A 14,996-nucleotide genomic window follows, 5' to 3' on the forward strand; every position below is an offset into this window, starting at 1 on the left:
TCTGGATTTCTCGCCCAGCCTGTGATGCGATCCGGCCCCACTGGAGCCTGCCATGCCATCGATCATCAGAACCACCAGATTGCCCTCTGGCGAAGCCGTTCAGGTGCTTGGTCAGGGGACATGGAAGATGGGTGAGGATATCAGCCGCCGCACCGATGAAGTGAATGCTCTCAAGCTCGGCCTCGACCTCGGCATAACACTGATCGACACCGCTGAAATGTATGCCGGCGGCCGCGCCGAGCAGGTGGTGGCGGAGGCTATTGCCGGGCGCCGGGACGAGACCTTCCTGGTTTCAAAGGTTCTACCATCAAACGCTTCGCGCGAGGGCGTGCAGCGCGCCTGCGAAAACAGCCTGAAACACCTGCGCACCGACCGCATCGATCTTTATTTGCTGCATTGGCCCGGCGGCGTGCCGTTGATCGAGACGGTCGCGGCCTTCGAGGCCTTGAAAGAGGACGGCAAGATCCGCCACTGGGGCGTCAGCAATTTCGACGCCGACGAGATGGAAGAACTGGTCGGCTTGCCAGATGGCGGCAACGTCCAGACAAACCAGGTGCTCTATAATCTGGTCCGGCGTGGCCTCGAATTCGATCTCGCCCCCTGGAGTCGGCAGCGCGGCATCCCTTTGATGGCCTATTCGCCGGTCGAGCAGGGCGCGCTGGCGCGCAACGCCCGGCTCGACGCAATTGCCGCCCGCCACAACGCCACGGCCGCACAGATCGCCTTGGCCTGGGTGATGCACCAGGAGGGCGTCATCGCCATTCCGAAAGCCAGCAGCCAGCAGCACGTCCGCCAGAATGCTGCTGCGCTCGACATCAAGCTTACGGGCGAAGATCTCGCCGATCTCGACCGCGCCTTCCCGCCGCCGACGCGCAAGCGCGGCCTGGAGATGATCTGACTACTTGCCCGCCAGCCCCTTCAGCCGGTAAAGCGCTTCCAGCGCCTCCCTTGGCGTCATCTCGTCGGGATTGATCTCGCCCAGCGCCGCGCCCAGCGCGTCGTTCTTCACCGGCTTGGGCGCTTCCCGCTTCACCGCCACCGAAAACAGCGGCAGGTCGTCCACCAGCCGGTTGGTCTTGCCGGAAACCTCGCCTTCCTCCAACTGGTGCAGCACTTCCTTGGCCCGGTCTACCACCGCCTCCGGCAGGCCGGCCAGCCGCGCCACCTGCACGCCGTAGGAACGGTCGGCGGCGCCCTTGCCGACCTCGTGCAGGAAGACGACGTCGTTTTCCCATTCCTTGACCCGCATGGTGACATTGTGCAATCGCGCCAGCTTGCCGGCGAGCGACGTCATCTCGTGGAAATGGGTGGCGAAGATCGCCCGGCAGCGGTTCTTCTCGTGCAGATATTCAACCGCTGCCCAGGCGATCGACAGGCCGTCGAAGGTGGCGGTGCCGCGGCCGATCTCGTCGAGAATGACCAGCGCGCGCTCCCCGGCCTGGTTGAGGATCGCCGCCGTCTCGACCATCTCGACCATGAATGTCGAGCGGCCGCGCGCCAGATCGTCCGAGGCGCCGACACGCGAGAACAGCCGGTCGACGACGCCCACATGTGCCGATGTCGCCGGCACGAAGGAGCCGGTCTGGGCCAGGATGGCGATCAGCGCGTTCTGCCGCAGGAACGTCGACTTGCCGCCCATATTGGGACCGGTCAAAAGCCAGATCGCGCCGTTCCTGGCGCTGCCTTCCGGCGACAGATCGCAGTCGTTGGCGACGAACGGGCCTTCGCCGGACCGGCGTAGCGCCTGCTCGACCACCGGATGCCGCCCGCCCGCAATCTCGAAAGCCAAGCTCGAATCCACCACCGGCCGGCACCAGGCTTCGCTTTCCGACAAAAGCGCGAGTGCCGCCGACACGTCGAGCACGGCCAGCGCGTCGGCGCCGGCGCGGATCTTTTCCGCCTCGCCGACCGCTTCCGCCGTCAGCGCGTCGAAGGCGGCAAGCTCGATGCTGAGCGCCCGGTCTGCGGCATTGGCGATCTTGGTCTCGAGTCCGGCAAGTTCGGTCGTGGTGAAGCGCATGGCGTTGGCCATGGTCTGCCGGTGGATGAAGCGCGCCTTTGCGCCGTCGCTGCCGGTCATGATCGCGTGGTGATTGGCGGTCACCTCGATGTAGTAGCCAAGCACATTGTTGTGCCGGATCTTCAGCGAGCGGATGCCGGTCTCTTCGATCAGCGAGCGCTCGAGCCCGGCGATCACCTTTCGCGATTCGTCGCGCAGCGCCCGCATCTCGTCGAGATCCGGGTGGTAGCCACCGCGCACGAAGCCGCCGTCGCGCTTCAGCAGCGGCAGTTCCTCGCCAAGCGCCTGCGTCAGGTGCTGGGCCAGCGCCTGAGGCAGCGCATGGATGGCGGCGAGTGCGGCCGCGAGTTCCAGGGGCAGGGCGGTCGCGGCAAAGATTTCGGCGATCGCGCCGGCCGCGTCGAAACCGGCGCGTAGTGCGCCGAGATCGCGCGGTCCGCCCCGGTTGAGCGCCAGCCTTGACAGTGCCCGCGGCATGTCGGCAACGCTCTTCAGGCTCGACCGCACCGCCTGGCAGAGCCGCGTCTCGGAACGGAAGAACGACACCGAATCCAGCCTGGCGCCGATCGCGGCGGGGTCGGTCAGAGGCGCCATCAGCCTGTCGGCGAGCAGCCTTGCGCCGCCGCCGGTCACCGTACGGTCGATCGCCTTGAACAGCGAGCCCTCGCGGCTGCCGGACAGCGTGCGCAGCAGTTCCAGATTGCCGCGTGTCGCCGGATCGATGAACAGGGTCGAACCCTGCTCCTCACGCTCCGGCCGAGACAGCGGCGGACGCTCGGCCTTCTGCGTCTTTTCGACATAGGCAATGGCGCCCGAGATCGCCGACAGTTCGGCGCGCGAAAAGGCGCCAAAGGAATCCGGCGTCGCCACGTCGAAGAAGCGAGCGATGCGCCCGGTGGCCGAGGCCGAATCGAACAGCGACGGCGGCTGCGGGCTGGCGACGCGGCCGAGCACGTCGAACACAGGCTTCAGTTCCGGATCGTAAAACACTGGTTCGGCGACGATCAGCTCACGCGGATCGACACGGAAGATGTCGGCCAGCAGCCGGTCGGCGGTTGTGTCGGTGACGCGGAAGGCGCCGGTCGAGATGTCGATCCAGGCCAGCGCAAAGGCGTGATCGGTCTCGCCACCCTTCACCCGCCCCAGGGCCATCAGAAAGCTCGATTCCGACGGTGCCAGCAATTTGTCCTCGGTGATGGTGCCAGGCGTCACCAACCGCACCACGTCGCGGCGCACCACGGATTTCGAGCCGCGTTTCATCGCCTCGGCCGGATCCTCGATCTGCTCGCAGACGGCAACGCGAAATCCCTGGCCGATCAGCTTCTGCAGATAATCGTCGGCCGCATGCACCGGCACGCCACACATTGGAATGTCGAGCCCTTGATACTTGCCGCGCTTGGTCAGCACGATGCCCAGCGCCCGGCTCGCCTTCTCGGCGTCGTCGAAGAACAGCTCGTAGAAATCGCCCATGCGGTAGAACAGCAGCGAATCCGGGTTCGCCGCCTTGATCTCGATGAACTGCTCTATCATCGGCGTGGCGCCGGCGGTCGGCAACGGCGTCATGGCCTCGGGGGCGTCCGGCTCGTTCGGGGCATGCATGTTCATGCACGGCACGCTAGCAGATGTGATCGCGCGGTTTAATGCCGGGGCTTCGAAAAACAGGGGACGACCGGGCTGCCGGGTGTTCGCAATTTCCCGGACGATCCGCGATTCCCAAGCGCTGGCGGTTTACACGCGGCGGCGCGTGGTCTTAATTCGAATCGAAACAAAGCACCCGCTTCAACGAGGTGCTGCACCGGCGAGGAAATCAAGCACATCATGGCCAGGAAAACCGAGAACAGCGGTCCGTCCGTCAGCGCGCAGGAAGCACTCGAATTCCACGCCATGGGGCGCCCCGGCAAGCTGGAAGTCGTCGCCACCAAGCCGATGGCAACGCAACGCGATCTGAGTCTCGCCTATTCGCCCGGCGTCGCGGTTCCGGTTCTCGCTATCGCCGAGGACCCCAGCCGCGCCTTCGACTACACGACGCGCGGCAACATGGTCGCCGTCATCTCCAACGGCACCGCCATTCTCGGCCTCGGTAATCTCGGCGCGCTGGCCTCCAAGCCGGTGATGGAAGGCAAGGCGGTGCTGTTCAAGCGCTTCGCCGATGTCGATTCCATCGATCTTGAGGTCGATACCGAGGATGCCGAGGAGTTCATCAACTGCGTGCGCTTCCTCGGCCCGTCCTTCGGCGGCATCAATCTCGAGGACATCAAGGCGCCGGAATGCTTCATCATCGAGCAGCGGCTGCGCGAATTGATGGACATCCCGGTCTTTCACGACGACCAGCACGGCACGGCCATCATCTCGTCCGCCGGCCTGATCAACGCGCTGGAGGTCACCGGCCGCGACATGAAGACCACGAAGATGGTCTGCAACGGCGCCGGTGCCGCCGGCATCGCTTGCATCGAATTGATGAAGGCGATGGGCTTCACGCCCGAAAACATCATTTTGTGCGACACCAAGGGCGTGGTCTTTCAAGGCCGCACCGAAGGCATGAACCAGTGGAAATCGGCGCATGCGGTCAAGACCGAGGCACGCAGCCTCGCCGAGGCGCTCGACGGCGCCGATGTCTTCCTTGGCCTTTCCGCCAAGGGTGCGCTGACCACCGCAATGTTGCGGTCCATGGCCAAGAACCCGATCATTTTCGCCATGGCCAATCCCGACCCGGAGATCACGCCGGAGGAAGTGGCCGAGATCCGGACCGATGCCATCATGGCGACCGGGCGTTCCGACTATCCTAACCAGGTCAACAACGTGCTCGGCTTCCCCTACATCTTCCGCGGTGCGCTGGATGTCAGGGCCACCACCATCAATGACGACATGAAGATCGCCGCCGCCCAGGCACTTGCAGCACTTGCGCGCCAGGACGTGCCCGACGACGTCGCCGCCGCCTATCAGGGCAACCGGCCGAAATTCGGCCCCAACTACATCATCCCGGTGCCGTTCGACCCGCGCCTGATCTCGGCCATTCCGATAGCGGTGGCCAAGGCGGCGATGGATTCAGGCGTCGCTCGCAAGCCGATCCTCGATCTCGACCGCTACGCGCAGGAACTGTCAGCCCGCCGCGACCCGATCGCCTCGACCTTGCAGCGCATCTACGACCGTGTGCGCCGCCAGCCCAAGCGCATCGTCTTCGCCGAGGGCGAGGAGGAACAGGTGATGCGCGCCGCCGTCTCCTATGTGAACCAGAAGCTCGGCACCGCCATCCTGCTTGGTCGCGACGACGTCATCAAGGACAACGCCAGGCTCGCCGGCATCGACCTCAACAAGCAAGGCATCGAGATCATCAATGCACGGCTGTCGCGCCGCAACGGCGTCTACACCGATTACCTCTACGAGCGCATGCAGCGCAAAGGCTTCCTGTTCCGCGACTGCCAGCGGCTGATCAACAACGACCGCAACCACTTCGCCGCCTGCATGGTGGCGTTGGGCGATGCCGACGGTATCGTCACGGGCGTGACCCGCAACTATTCCACCGCGCTCGACGACATCCGTCGCGTCATCGATGCCAGGCCCGGCCACCGCGTCATCGGCGTCTCGATCGTGCTGGCGCGGGGCAGGACCGTGCTGGTCGCCGATACCGCCGTGCACGATATGCCGAACGCCGAGCAGATCGCCGACATCGCCGAGGAGGCGGCAGGCTTCGCCCGCCGCATGGGCTACGAGCCGAGGCTTGCCATGCTTGCCTATTCGACCTTCGGCCATCCGCACGGCGAGCGCTCCGAACGCGTCCAGGAAGCCGTGCGCATCCTCGACAAGCGTCGTGTCGATTTCGAATATGACGGCGAAATGGCCGCCGATGTCGCGCTCAACGCCCGCGCCATGGCGCAATATCCGTTCATCCGGCTGACTGGCCCGGCCAATGTGCTGATCATGCCGGCGTTCCACTCGGCCTCGATCTCGACCAAGATGCTGCAGGAACTCGGCGGCTCGACGGTAATCGGCCCGCTGCTGGTCGGGCTGAACAAGCCTGTGCAGATCGTGTCTCTCAACGCTAAGGACTCAGACATCGTCAACATGGCGGCGATCGCGGCGTATACGGCGGGGACTTGACGAACGGTCCGCGCCGCGGACGAAAAGCCGACGACCTGGCTTTCTGACCGTACGGCGTCCAGAAGGCCGCCGACGCTCAGCCATAAGAGATTGATAAGATTCAGCTGATATAGGGGATGTCCTGCCGACGTGCCGTGATGGCATCTACGGCTCGCTCAGACCGCCAAAACGGGGGTGCGGCCATGAAGCATGATCGAGTTCCAGCATCGGTGGTCGGCGAGGGGGCCTATCAGGACGAACGCCTGGATGCGCTTCTCAGCATCACCGGCCGCATGGACGGCTATCTCTACCGCTGTCGCAATGATGCGTCCTACACCATGCTCTACATCAGCGACGGCATTTTCACCGTCAGCGGTTATTGGCCGAGCGATTTCATTCACAACGCGGTGCGCGACTATGTCTCGGCCATCCATCCGGATGATCTCGCCGCCGTTTATGCCGCCGTCGACGGCGCGCTCGAGGCGCGCTGCAACTGGAACGTCGACTATCGCATCGTCCCGCAGGTCGGCGAACCGCTATGGGTGCGCGAGATCGGCGGCGGTGTCTGGGACGACACCGGGAAACTCGAATTCCTGGAAGGCTTCGTCGTCGACATCAGCGACCGCAAGGTTGTCGAGGACCTCAATTCCCAGCTGCTGCTGGATCTGAAGGCAGCCAACGAGGAACTGTCCGTGCAAAAGCGGGAGATCGAACTGGCGAAGCTGCAGAGCGACCATTCGGCCAACCACGATGCATTGACCGACTTGCCCAACCGGCGCGCCTTCCACGATGAACTGAAATCGGTGGTCGCCCGCTGTGGCGCCACCGGCGAGGCGGCCGGTCTTCTGTTCATCGACCTCGACCGGTTCAAGCAAGTCAACGACACGCTCGGCCACGAGGCCGGCGACGCACTGCTTCTGCGCGTATCGAAGAACCTTCGCTCCATCTTGCGCAGTGACGATTTCGTGGCGCGGCTCGGTGGCGATGAGTTCGCCTTCCTGTTTTCGGGAGAGCCGGATCTCGCGCGGCAAAAGGCGGTGCGGGTCGCCGAGCGCATCCTGGAAAGGCTGCAGATCAAAATCCCGGCGCCGGATAGCGCCATCCAGATCGGCTGCACCGTCGGTATCGCCATGTATCCTGTGGACGCCGCCGATTCGGATGCCTTGGTCGCGCTCGCCGACCGGCTGATGTATATCGGCAAAAGAAATGGCCGCAACCGATTGGTCACTGCCGGAGAACTGACTTCGCAAGAACAGTCCGGATCTCGCCAGCCGATTCGCAAGACCGCCTAGGCTAGGCGCGACCTGGGTGTAGCAAAGCTATCAAGCCGGCGCGAAGACGCGTGCGGCCTTGACGACCTCCTCGACCTGATCCTGGCGAAGCAGGTCGATTGGGACTTGGCCTTCGAGGTCGGCCGAGGGCCGCGTCAGCCACAGCCACGCCAGCCTCGGATTGCTGATCAGGGACAGCACGGCGCGGATGCCCGCCACCGGCCTGCCGTCGACGAACTGCGCCAACGGGAAGACATGTTTGCGGCCGCCCTTGCGCAAGGCGATGATCTCGCCCCGCCTTTGCCAGCGATGCAGGGTCGAGCGGGCGATGCGCAGGTTTTCTTCCAGATAGGTCGATCCGGCCACGCGGCCCGCCCAGTCCTCGATCAGCATCGATTCGAGGTCGTCGGCTCGCGGCGATGAAGAAACAGGTTCATCGATATCGGCCGGGGATGCCGGTCCTGTCGCGCGGCCTATGCCTGCCTCGCTACGGCGCGCGGCCTCCGCCGCCAGCGCGCGAACAAATTTCGAGGCCAGGCCGGGCAGGTCGGCATGGATGGTGTCGATGGCGCGCTGGTGCTTCGGCGACAGCAAGGTGACGGCGGACGCAATGCTGCCGGCGATCTTGCCGACCGAGACCATGGTGGGCTTGTTGATGGCCTCATCATAGTGGGCAAGCGCGCGTTCGACGTTCTCCGCGACCATCTCCGCGAAGTCGTCGTGCTTGATGTCCTGGATCTGAAATTTGTTCATGCATCTGTCTTCCGGACCGCGCGCTCCTCCCAGCGGCGGGTTGTTGAACTTCTAGAGCGGAAAGCGGAAATCGCGGCGGCAACAGATGCAGCGGCCCGACAGCTTGCTGTCTTGCATTTCTGGACACCCCAATTGGCTACTGGCGCCCCGAAAGGTCAGTCGCGAGGCGCCTCGATTGCGTGTAGGTGCGATGTGTGACAGCCGCGCGACGGTGAGCGCACGTACGGCCAAGCTGCCGATCTCCCCACTTGTGGGGGAGATGCCCGGCAGGGCAGAGGGGGCGCGAAGGATCGCTACGGAGCGATGTTTGCGTCCACCTCTTCGGTCGACGGCGCGCCATGAAATTCATGCCGTCCATTTTTGGGTTGGCGGCAGTGTAAAGCCTTGGAGATGCTGGCGGGACAGCGCCCCTCTCTGGCCTGCCGGCCATCTCCCCCACAAGGAGGGAGATCGGCAGCTTGATGGCCGCTACAGCAATCCCGCCTGCTCAGCCTCGCGGCGCAAATTCTGCCGCGGCCTGGGGCCGATCTGCTGGATCACCAATCCGGCCGCCAGTGAGCCAAGGTCGCCACAGGTCTGCAGGTCGCGGCCTTGGGTGTATCCATGCAGGAAGCCGGCCGCATAGAGATCGCCGGCGCCCGTCGTGTCGACCAGTTCCTTGATCGCTGTCGCCTTGATGACCACGGTCTCGTCGCCGCGCACGATGACGGAGCCTTTCTCCGAGCGGGTCACGGCGGCGATACGGCAATCCTTGCGGATCTGCGCCAGCGCCTCGTCGAACGACGATGTCTGGTAGAGCGACTTGATCTCGTGGCTGTTGGCGAAGACGATGTCGACCGTGCCCGAACGCATGAGGTCGAGGAATTCGTCGCGGTAGCGGTCGACGCAGAACGAATCCGACAGGGTCATGGAGACTTCGCGGCCCGCCGCATGCGCCAGCTTGGCTGTCTGCCGAATTGCTTCCTTGGCGCGCGGCGGATCCCACAGATAGCCTTCGAAATAGGTGACCTTGGCGCCAGATGCCTTGTCGGCCTCGACATCCTCCGGTCCGAGCTCTACGCAGGCGCCGAGATAGGTGTTCATCGAACGCTCGCCATCGGGGGTGACGAAGATCATCGAGCGCGCCGTCGGCGGCTCGCCCTTGAGCGGCCTGGTGTCGAAGGCGACGCCCTGGGCATGGATGTCGTGAGCGTAGATTTCGCCCAGCGTATCGTTCGAGACCTTGCCGAAGAAAGCGGCGCGGCCGCCGAAGCTGGCAACGCCGGCCGCCGTATTGCCGGCGCTGCCGCCGGAGGCTTCGATCGCCGGGCCCATGCGGCTGTAGAGCAGTTCGGCGCGCTTTGTGTCGATGAGGTTCATCGCGCCCTTGATGATGCCGTTGGTTTCGAGGAATTCCTCGTCGCACTGGGCGATGATGTCGACAATGGCATTGCCGATGCAAAGCACGTCATATTTCGGCATCAATGTCTCCGCCAAAAACCCGAGCCGGCTTCTTGCCATGCCGGCCCGGCGCGGGTCTAGCGATTTGAAACCGGTTTGCCTAGGGCGTGATACGGAACTTTGGCGAAACAGGCTGGAACAGGCCAAAGGTGCCCGCAGCCGCGAGGCGCTATGACAATTCGACCGTGGCCGAAGCATTTCGTCGCCGCACAGCTTACAAGCCCGGCTCAGCCGATCACGTTTTGAAGCGAGCCAGTTCATGCCTGTAAAAAACAACATGACGACCGACCTGGCGCTGCTCGCCGTGCTGGCATTGCTCTGGGGCGCCTCTTACACCTTCATCAAGATCGGCGTCGAGACCATCCCGCCGGTCACCTTCATTGCCGCCCGCACCCTGATCGCAGGCGGTATCCTGTTCGCGATCATCCGCTGGCGCGGGCTTGCAATGCCGGGGGATGCGGCAAGCTGGCGCCGCTTTGCCTTTCAGGCCTGCCTCAACAGCGTCGTGCCGTTCACCCTGATCGCCGCGGCCGAACGCTCGGTGGATGCCGGCCTCGCCACCATCCTGAACGCGACCTCGCCGATCTTCACCTTCCTCTTGACCGCGCTCGTCACCCGCCATGAGCCGGTCACGTTGCGCAAGCTGATTGGCGTCGGCGCCGGCATTACCGGCATCTGCCTCATCATCGGCACGCAGGCCCTGGGTGGTCTCGGTCACGAATTGTGGGCGCAGTTGGCTGTCGTCGCGGCGACGATCTGCTATGCCGGTGCGGCGATCTTTGGCCGTGGCTTCAAGGGCCTCGACCCGATGCTGCCGGCCGCTGGTTCGATGCTGTGCGGCGCCGTCATTCTGGTGCCGCTCAGCCTTGTGTTCGACCAGCCATGGACGCTGGCGCCGTCGACGGCCTCGATCTTGGCGTTGCTCGGCCTGTCGGTGTTTTCCACCGCGCTGGCCTTCGTCATCTATTTTCGCCTCATCCACACGCTGGGCTCGGTCGGCACCACCTCGCAGGCCTATTTGCGCGTGCCCATCGGCGTCGGCATTGGCGCCCTCTTCCTCGGCGAAAGCCTGGGTTCGACGGCATGGCTGGGCATGGGTTTCGTCGTCGCCGGCGTCGCTGCCATGACCATACCGGTTCGAAAGCCGGCGTTTGCGCGGTAGAGCAATTCCAGGAAAGGTGTGAAGCGGTTTTCCCGGGAAAAGCGCATAGCGCTTTCCCTTGGGAATTGCGTCAAAGCAAAGAACCAGCCCGCTTGTGCGCCCGACCTAAGCTGCCTATCTCGGAAGCGTCCGCCGCTCGCCGGTGTCCGCTGACCTGGGGTGAAGCACGGTGATTTTCGACGCAGCACGCACCGCGGCCCTTGAGTTGCTCTCGCCTCCCTTTCGTGCCGTGTTCGTGAAGACGCTTGGGCTGACCTTGCTGGCGCTGGTGGCCTTGTGGTTCGGGCTGACCAGCCTTGTCGAGTGGCTGGCGCTGCCGTGGCTGCAGACGCTGTTGCCCGGCATGCCGTCCTGGGCCGGCTGGCTCGGCGGCATCATCGCCGCCATCGCTCTTGCCTTCGGCATGGCACTGCTCATCGCGCCGGTGACGGCTGTTGTCGCCGGCCTGTTTCTCGACGATATCGCCGACGTGGTCGAGCATACCGACTATCCCGGCGATCCGCCCGGCCGCGCCATGCCGACGCTGCGCTCGCTGGTGCTGTCGATGCGATTCCTCGGCGTCGTCATTCTTGGCAACATCGTCGCCTTGCTGCTTCTGCTGGTGCCGGGCATCAACATTGCCGCACTCTTCATCGTCAACGGCTATCTGCTCGGACGCGAGTTCTTCGAATTCGCCGCCATGCGCTTTCGCGGGGAAGACGAGGCCAGGGCCTTGCGCAGGCACTATGCCGGCACCGTGTTCCTCGCCGGGATGCTCATCGCTGCCTTCCTCGCGCTGCCGCTGCTCAATCTGGTGACGCCGCTGTTTGCTGCCGCCATGATGGTGCATCTGCACAAGGCAATCAGCGCGCGGGAAGTTGCCCGCCGCGGCTAAGCTCTATTCAGCGTAGGAGGAACCCGCATCCCAGTTCGTCGTCGGGCTCGACGATGAACTCAGCCCGTCCGGAATAGTAGGCGCGGCCGCCGACGCGGGCGATGATCGCCTCGTGCTGGCCAGCCTTCGCCGTCCGCACCACGGACCCGGAAAAGCGCGAGCCGGCAATGCTCTCGAACATGCGCGTCTGCCCCATCGCGATCTCGCCCTTGGCCTGCATGGCCGCCAGCCTTGCGGTGACGCCGGAGCCGGTCGGCGAGCGGTCGACCTCGGCCTCGGCGAAGACGCAGATGTTTTTGGTCGCCTCATCGGAAAATGCGTCGCGGCCATCGGTCAGGATGGTGCCGTAGAGAAAGGCAAGGTCGGCATGGTCGGGATGCGACAGCGGAAATTCGGCCTTCAGCCTGCCTGTCAGGGCCGTCGCCGCATCGACGAAATCGCGTACCCGGTCGCGGCCGAATTCGAGCCCGAATTGGTGGCAATCGGCCAGCGCGTAGAAGGCTCCGCCATAGGCGATGTCGAAACCGATCGTGCCATGGCCCGCCAGCTCTATCGTCTGCCCGCCGGCGAATAGGAAGGCCGGCACGCTTTCGAACGACACCGCACCGGCCTTGCCGTCCCTGACCTCGACCGAGGCGACGACCAACCCGCATGGCGCCTCGATGTTGACCGTCGTCACCGGCTCGCGTTTCGTCACCAGTCCTTCGTCCACTGCGTAGCGGCCGAGCGCGACGATGGCGTGCCCGCACATGGTCGAATAGCCCTCATTGTGCATGAACAGCACGGCGAGGTCGGCGCCGGGCAGGTCCGGCTCGACCAGCAAGGCGCCATACATATCGTAATGGCCGCGCGGCTCGAACATCAGGATTTTCCTGAGATGATCGAGATGGTCGCGCACATAGGCGCGCTTTTCCAGGATCGTGCCTCTGGGGATATCCGGATAGCCGCCAGTGACGATCCTGAGCGGTTCGCCGCCGGTATGCATGTCGACGACGGTGAGCGTCATTCGATGAGCCCTATCTAAGCTGAAGGTTTGGCAAACAGAGCCTGCAGCTTGCCGAACGGCATGGCGGCGCGGGTGAAGCCGAATGTACCATCCTGCTGGATCTCGCGCGCCGCCGTCTCCAGCATGCCATAGGCGAAATTGGTCAGCCACGGCCCGAGCGAAATACGCTTGACTCCGGCCGTGGCGAGATCGGCGATGGTGAAGCCGGGCCTCGCCATGACGTTGACCGGCTTGCCGACCGCCGAGCAGATCGCACGCACCATCTCGACGTCGCCGATGCCCGGCGCATAGAGCACATCGGCGCCGGCCTTCTCGAAAGCCTGCAGCCGCTTGATGGTGTCGTCGAGGTCGGACTTGCCCCACAAGAAATTCTCGGCGCGCGCGGTGAAGACGAAATCACGCTTCAGCGCGCGAGCCGCCTCCACGGCCGCCGCGACGCGCTCGACGGCGTGCGAGAAATCATAGATCGGTCTGTCCGGGTCGCCGGTGTGGTCCTCGATCGAGCAGCCGGCAAGGCCGGCCGCTTCCGCCGCGAAGATGGTTTCCGCGGCACTGGTCGGGCTGTCGCCCTTGCCCTTCTCGAGATCGGCCGAGACCGGCAGGCTGGTCGCCGCCGTCACCTCGCGGCAATGGTGGATCATCTGGTCGAAGGTCACGGTGCCATCCGGCAGGCCGCGCGAAAAGGCAAAGCCGGCGCTGGTTGTCGCCAGTGCCGTGAAGCCGAAAGAAGCCAACAGCTTCGTCGTGCCGATGTCCCAGGGATTGGGCATGACGAAGGTCGAGGCATGCAGGTCGCGAAAGATCTTGCCCTTGTCCATGGTAGTTCCCCCTGTGCGGTGTGGCTGAGCGGATTTTATCCTGCCTCATTTGGCCGGGCAAACGAATGCGGTTGGGTCAGAAGCGTTTGGCGTTCTCTTCTGCCAATTTGTCCAGCGCGTCGGAATCCTTGGCGTAGCGCGATGTCTTCTTGTCCCAGAGATAGGTGACGGAAATCGCGTGAGTTCCAGGCTTGGGCCGGGCATCGTCGCAGGATTCGCCGCTCAGCACCGTAGCATTGGTCACGATCACCTTGATCGCGGCATAAGGCTGGCAGGGTGGATTTCATGCGCGGCCTCGAGTTGGCGGCGCCAAGCTGGCACGGCCGATCGAGGCGTACAGCCGCGGCTGGAGATCAGGTCAGTGGATCGGCACCAGCCCGGCCAGTTCGCGCATGTCGTCGAACAGGATGCCGCCTGCCTGGATCAGGCCATCGCGGTCGGAATAGGGATCGGCATGATAGGAAAACACCCGCATGCCGGCGGCGATGCCGGCCTGCGTGCCGGCGACGCTGTCTTCGATGACGATGCAGTCGGCGGGCGCGAAGCCCATGGTCTTGGCCGCATGCAGGAACAGGTCGGGGAACGGTTTGCCGCGCGCGACCATGGTGGAAGAAAACATCGCGTGCTCGAACAGCGGCAACAGCCCGGTCTGGCCGAGCGTGATGTGCATCTTCGACACCCGGGCGGAAGTGGCGACACAATAGGCGATGCCGGCTGAGCGCACGGTTTCGACAAACTCGCGGACGTAGGGGATCGCCTCGACGCCATGGGCAAACAGATCCGGAAGGCCGGCATTCCAGCGATCGACGAAATCGGCGCCGAGTCTGACGCTGGTCTCCCCTTCGATCTCTTTCTGCACCGACGCCATGCTGCGGCCGGAGAAATGCTTGCGGCAATATTCGAAGCTCGTCGGATAGCCGGCAGCGCTCAGCCATTCGGCGAGGCGCCGATTGGCCAAGTTCTCTGTATCGACCAGGATCCCGTCGCAGTCGAAGATGACAAGTTTAGGAATTCGCATCAGGCGGTGCCGGTCGATCCGAACCCGCCCGAGCCACGCGCCGTTCCGCCGGCCAATGTGCGTTCTTCCACGGCCGCCTGCGTCACCGCCGCGAAGACGATCTGGGCGATGCGCATGCCGCGCGTCACCGCGAAATCCTCGTCGCCGAGATTGATCAGCAGCACCTTCACCTCGCCGCGATAGTCGCTGTCGATAGTGCCGGGCGTGTTGAGGACGGTCAATCCATGTTTGAAGGCAAGGCCCGAGCGAGGCCTGACCTGACCTTCCATGCCTTCCGGAATTTCTAGGATCAGCCCAGTCGGCACCAAAGCGCGTTTGCCAGGCAGGATCAGCAGCGGCCGGTCCTCGGGCACCGCGGCGCGCAGATCCATGCCCGCCGCACCTGCGCTTTCATAGCCAGGAAGGGGAAGCCCTTCAGCATGCGGCAACCTGACGAAGCCGACGGTGGGACAGATGACGGAGGGAGTTTGAAGGGCTGCGCGCATAAAATCGATCCTATCGGCGCGAACGGCGATTCGGTCAACTCGACTACAATCCTATCAACGGCTTTCTTTGTG

Annotated in this window: 13 protein-coding genes; 5 read left to right on the plus strand and 8 right to left on the minus strand. The window is 64.2% G+C overall.

Translation table 11 applies throughout. The annotated features are described in order from the left end of the window. Positions 1-52: 52 nt before the first annotated feature. Positions 53-898 carry an aldo/keto reductase gene (locus tag NKJ89_RS16530; protein ID WP_352603941.1) on the plus strand — a complete coding sequence of 282 codons (846 nt, stop codon included), beginning with the start codon at positions 53-55 and terminating at the stop codon, positions 896-898. On the opposite strand, the gene mutS is transcribed toward NKJ89_RS16530, so the two are convergent. Continuing rightward, positions 899-3,625: a DNA mismatch repair protein MutS gene (mutS, locus tag NKJ89_RS16535; RefSeq protein ID WP_352603943.1), complete on the minus strand. Its 2,727-nt coding sequence runs from the start codon at positions 3,623-3,625 to the stop codon at positions 899-901. It abuts the gene before it with no gap. Between the two features lie 213 nt (positions 3,626-3,838). On the opposite strand from mutS, the gene NKJ89_RS16540 reads away from it, so the two are divergent. After that, positions 3,839-6,118 (plus strand): NADP-dependent malic enzyme, encoded by a 2,280-nt coding sequence (locus NKJ89_RS16540; RefSeq protein WP_352603945.1) that lies wholly within the window; start codon positions 3,839-3,841, stop codon positions 6,116-6,118. A 182-nt stretch (positions 6,119-6,300) separates the two neighbouring features. Continuing rightward, positions 6,301-7,389: a diguanylate cyclase domain-containing protein gene (locus tag NKJ89_RS16545; RefSeq protein ID WP_352603947.1), complete on the plus strand. Its 1,089-nt coding sequence runs from the start codon at positions 6,301-6,303 to the stop codon at positions 7,387-7,389. 30 nt (positions 7,390-7,419) lie between these two features. Here the strand turns inward: NKJ89_RS16545 and NKJ89_RS16550 are convergent, their stop codons facing one another. Further along, positions 7,420-8,121, minus strand: a complete 702-nt coding sequence (locus tag NKJ89_RS16550) for an antitoxin Xre/MbcA/ParS-like domain-containing protein (protein ID WP_352603949.1) — start codon at positions 8,119-8,121, stop codon at positions 7,420-7,422. 468 nt (positions 8,122-8,589) lie between these two features. Further along, complete coding sequence (locus NKJ89_RS16555; protein ID WP_352603951.1) at positions 8,590-9,582, minus strand: adenosine kinase; 993 nt, start codon at positions 9,580-9,582, stop codon at positions 8,590-8,592. A gap of 238 nt (positions 9,583-9,820) precedes the next feature. Between NKJ89_RS16555 and NKJ89_RS16560 the strand changes: the two genes are divergently transcribed. Together NKJ89_RS16560 and NKJ89_RS16565 are read left to right on the plus strand one after the other, a co-directional pair. Then, positions 9,821-10,723 carry a DMT family transporter gene (locus NKJ89_RS16560; protein ID WP_352603953.1) on the plus strand — a complete coding sequence of 301 codons (903 nt, stop codon included), beginning with the start codon at positions 9,821-9,823 and terminating at the stop codon, positions 10,721-10,723. A 169-nt stretch (positions 10,724-10,892) separates the two neighbouring features. After that, entirely contained in the window at positions 10,893-11,597 is a 705-nt protein-coding gene (locus tag NKJ89_RS16565) for a sulfate transporter family protein (protein ID WP_352603955.1), read from the plus strand. 7 nt (positions 11,598-11,604) lie between these two features. Here NKJ89_RS16565 and NKJ89_RS16570 read toward each other — a convergent pair whose 3' ends face one another. The 5 genes from NKJ89_RS16570 to dut all read right to left on the minus strand — a co-directional run bounded on the left by NKJ89_RS16570 (position 11,605) and on the right by dut (position 14,924). After that, on the minus strand, positions 11,605-12,603 hold the full coding sequence (locus NKJ89_RS16570; protein ID WP_352603957.1) for a proline racemase family protein: 999 nt from the start codon (positions 12,601-12,603) through the stop codon (positions 11,605-11,607). 14 nt (positions 12,604-12,617) lie between these two features. Next, positions 12,618-13,421, minus strand: a complete 804-nt coding sequence (locus NKJ89_RS16575) for an isocitrate lyase/PEP mutase family protein (protein WP_352603959.1) — start codon at positions 13,419-13,421, stop codon at positions 12,618-12,620. A gap of 76 nt (positions 13,422-13,497) precedes the next feature. Continuing rightward, positions 13,498-13,665: a hypothetical protein gene (locus NKJ89_RS16580; RefSeq protein WP_352603961.1), complete on the minus strand. Its 168-nt coding sequence runs from the start codon at positions 13,663-13,665 to the stop codon at positions 13,498-13,500. A gap of 114 nt (positions 13,666-13,779) precedes the next feature. Then, positions 13,780-14,439, minus strand: coding sequence for an HAD family hydrolase (locus tag NKJ89_RS16585; RefSeq protein ID WP_352603963.1), 660 nt, complete (start codon positions 14,437-14,439; stop codon positions 13,780-13,782). Further along, positions 14,439-14,924, minus strand: coding sequence for a dUTP diphosphatase (gene dut, locus NKJ89_RS16590; RefSeq protein ID WP_352603965.1), 486 nt, complete (start codon positions 14,922-14,924; stop codon positions 14,439-14,441). Before dut ends, NKJ89_RS16585 begins: the two co-directional genes overlap by 1 nt. Positions 14,925-14,996 lie beyond the last annotated feature (72 nt).

The sequence above is a fragment of the Mesorhizobium sp. M0047 genome (assembly GCF_040323315.1).
Taxonomy (GTDB): domain Bacteria; phylum Pseudomonadota; class Alphaproteobacteria; order Rhizobiales; family Rhizobiaceae; genus Mesorhizobium.

Bases quoted from the DNA above. Each gene is read 5' to 3' on its own strand.
- NKJ89_RS16530 (WP_352603941.1), top strand. From the start codon at position 53: ATGCCATCGATCATCAGAACCACCAGATTGCCCTCTGGCGAAGCCGTT.
- mutS (WP_352603943.1), bottom strand. From the start codon at position 3,625: ATGAACATGCATGCCCCGAACGAGCCGGACGCCCCCGAGGCCATGACG.
- NKJ89_RS16540 (WP_352603945.1), top strand. From the start codon at position 3,839: ATGGCCAGGAAAACCGAGAACAGCGGTCCGTCCGTCAGCGCGCAGGAA.
- NKJ89_RS16545 (WP_352603947.1), top strand. From the start codon at position 6,301: ATGAAGCATGATCGAGTTCCAGCATCGGTGGTCGGCGAGGGGGCCTAT.
- NKJ89_RS16550 (WP_352603949.1), bottom strand. From the start codon at position 8,121: ATGAACAAATTTCAGATCCAGGACATCAAGCACGACGACTTCGCGGAG.
- NKJ89_RS16555 (WP_352603951.1), bottom strand. From the start codon at position 9,582: ATGCCGAAATATGACGTGCTTTGCATCGGCAATGCCATTGTCGACATC.
- NKJ89_RS16560 (WP_352603953.1), top strand. From the start codon at position 9,821: ATGCCTGTAAAAAACAACATGACGACCGACCTGGCGCTGCTCGCCGTG.
- NKJ89_RS16570 (WP_352603957.1), bottom strand. From the start codon at position 12,603: ATGACGCTCACCGTCGTCGACATGCATACCGGCGGCGAACCGCTCAGG.
- NKJ89_RS16575 (WP_352603959.1), bottom strand. From the start codon at position 13,421: ATGGACAAGGGCAAGATCTTTCGCGACCTGCATGCCTCGACCTTCGTC.
- NKJ89_RS16585 (WP_352603963.1), bottom strand. From the start codon at position 14,439: ATGCGAATTCCTAAACTTGTCATCTTCGACTGCGACGGGATCCTGGTC.
- dut (WP_352603965.1), bottom strand. From the start codon at position 14,924: ATGCGCGCAGCCCTTCAAACTCCCTCCGTCATCTGTCCCACCGTCGGC.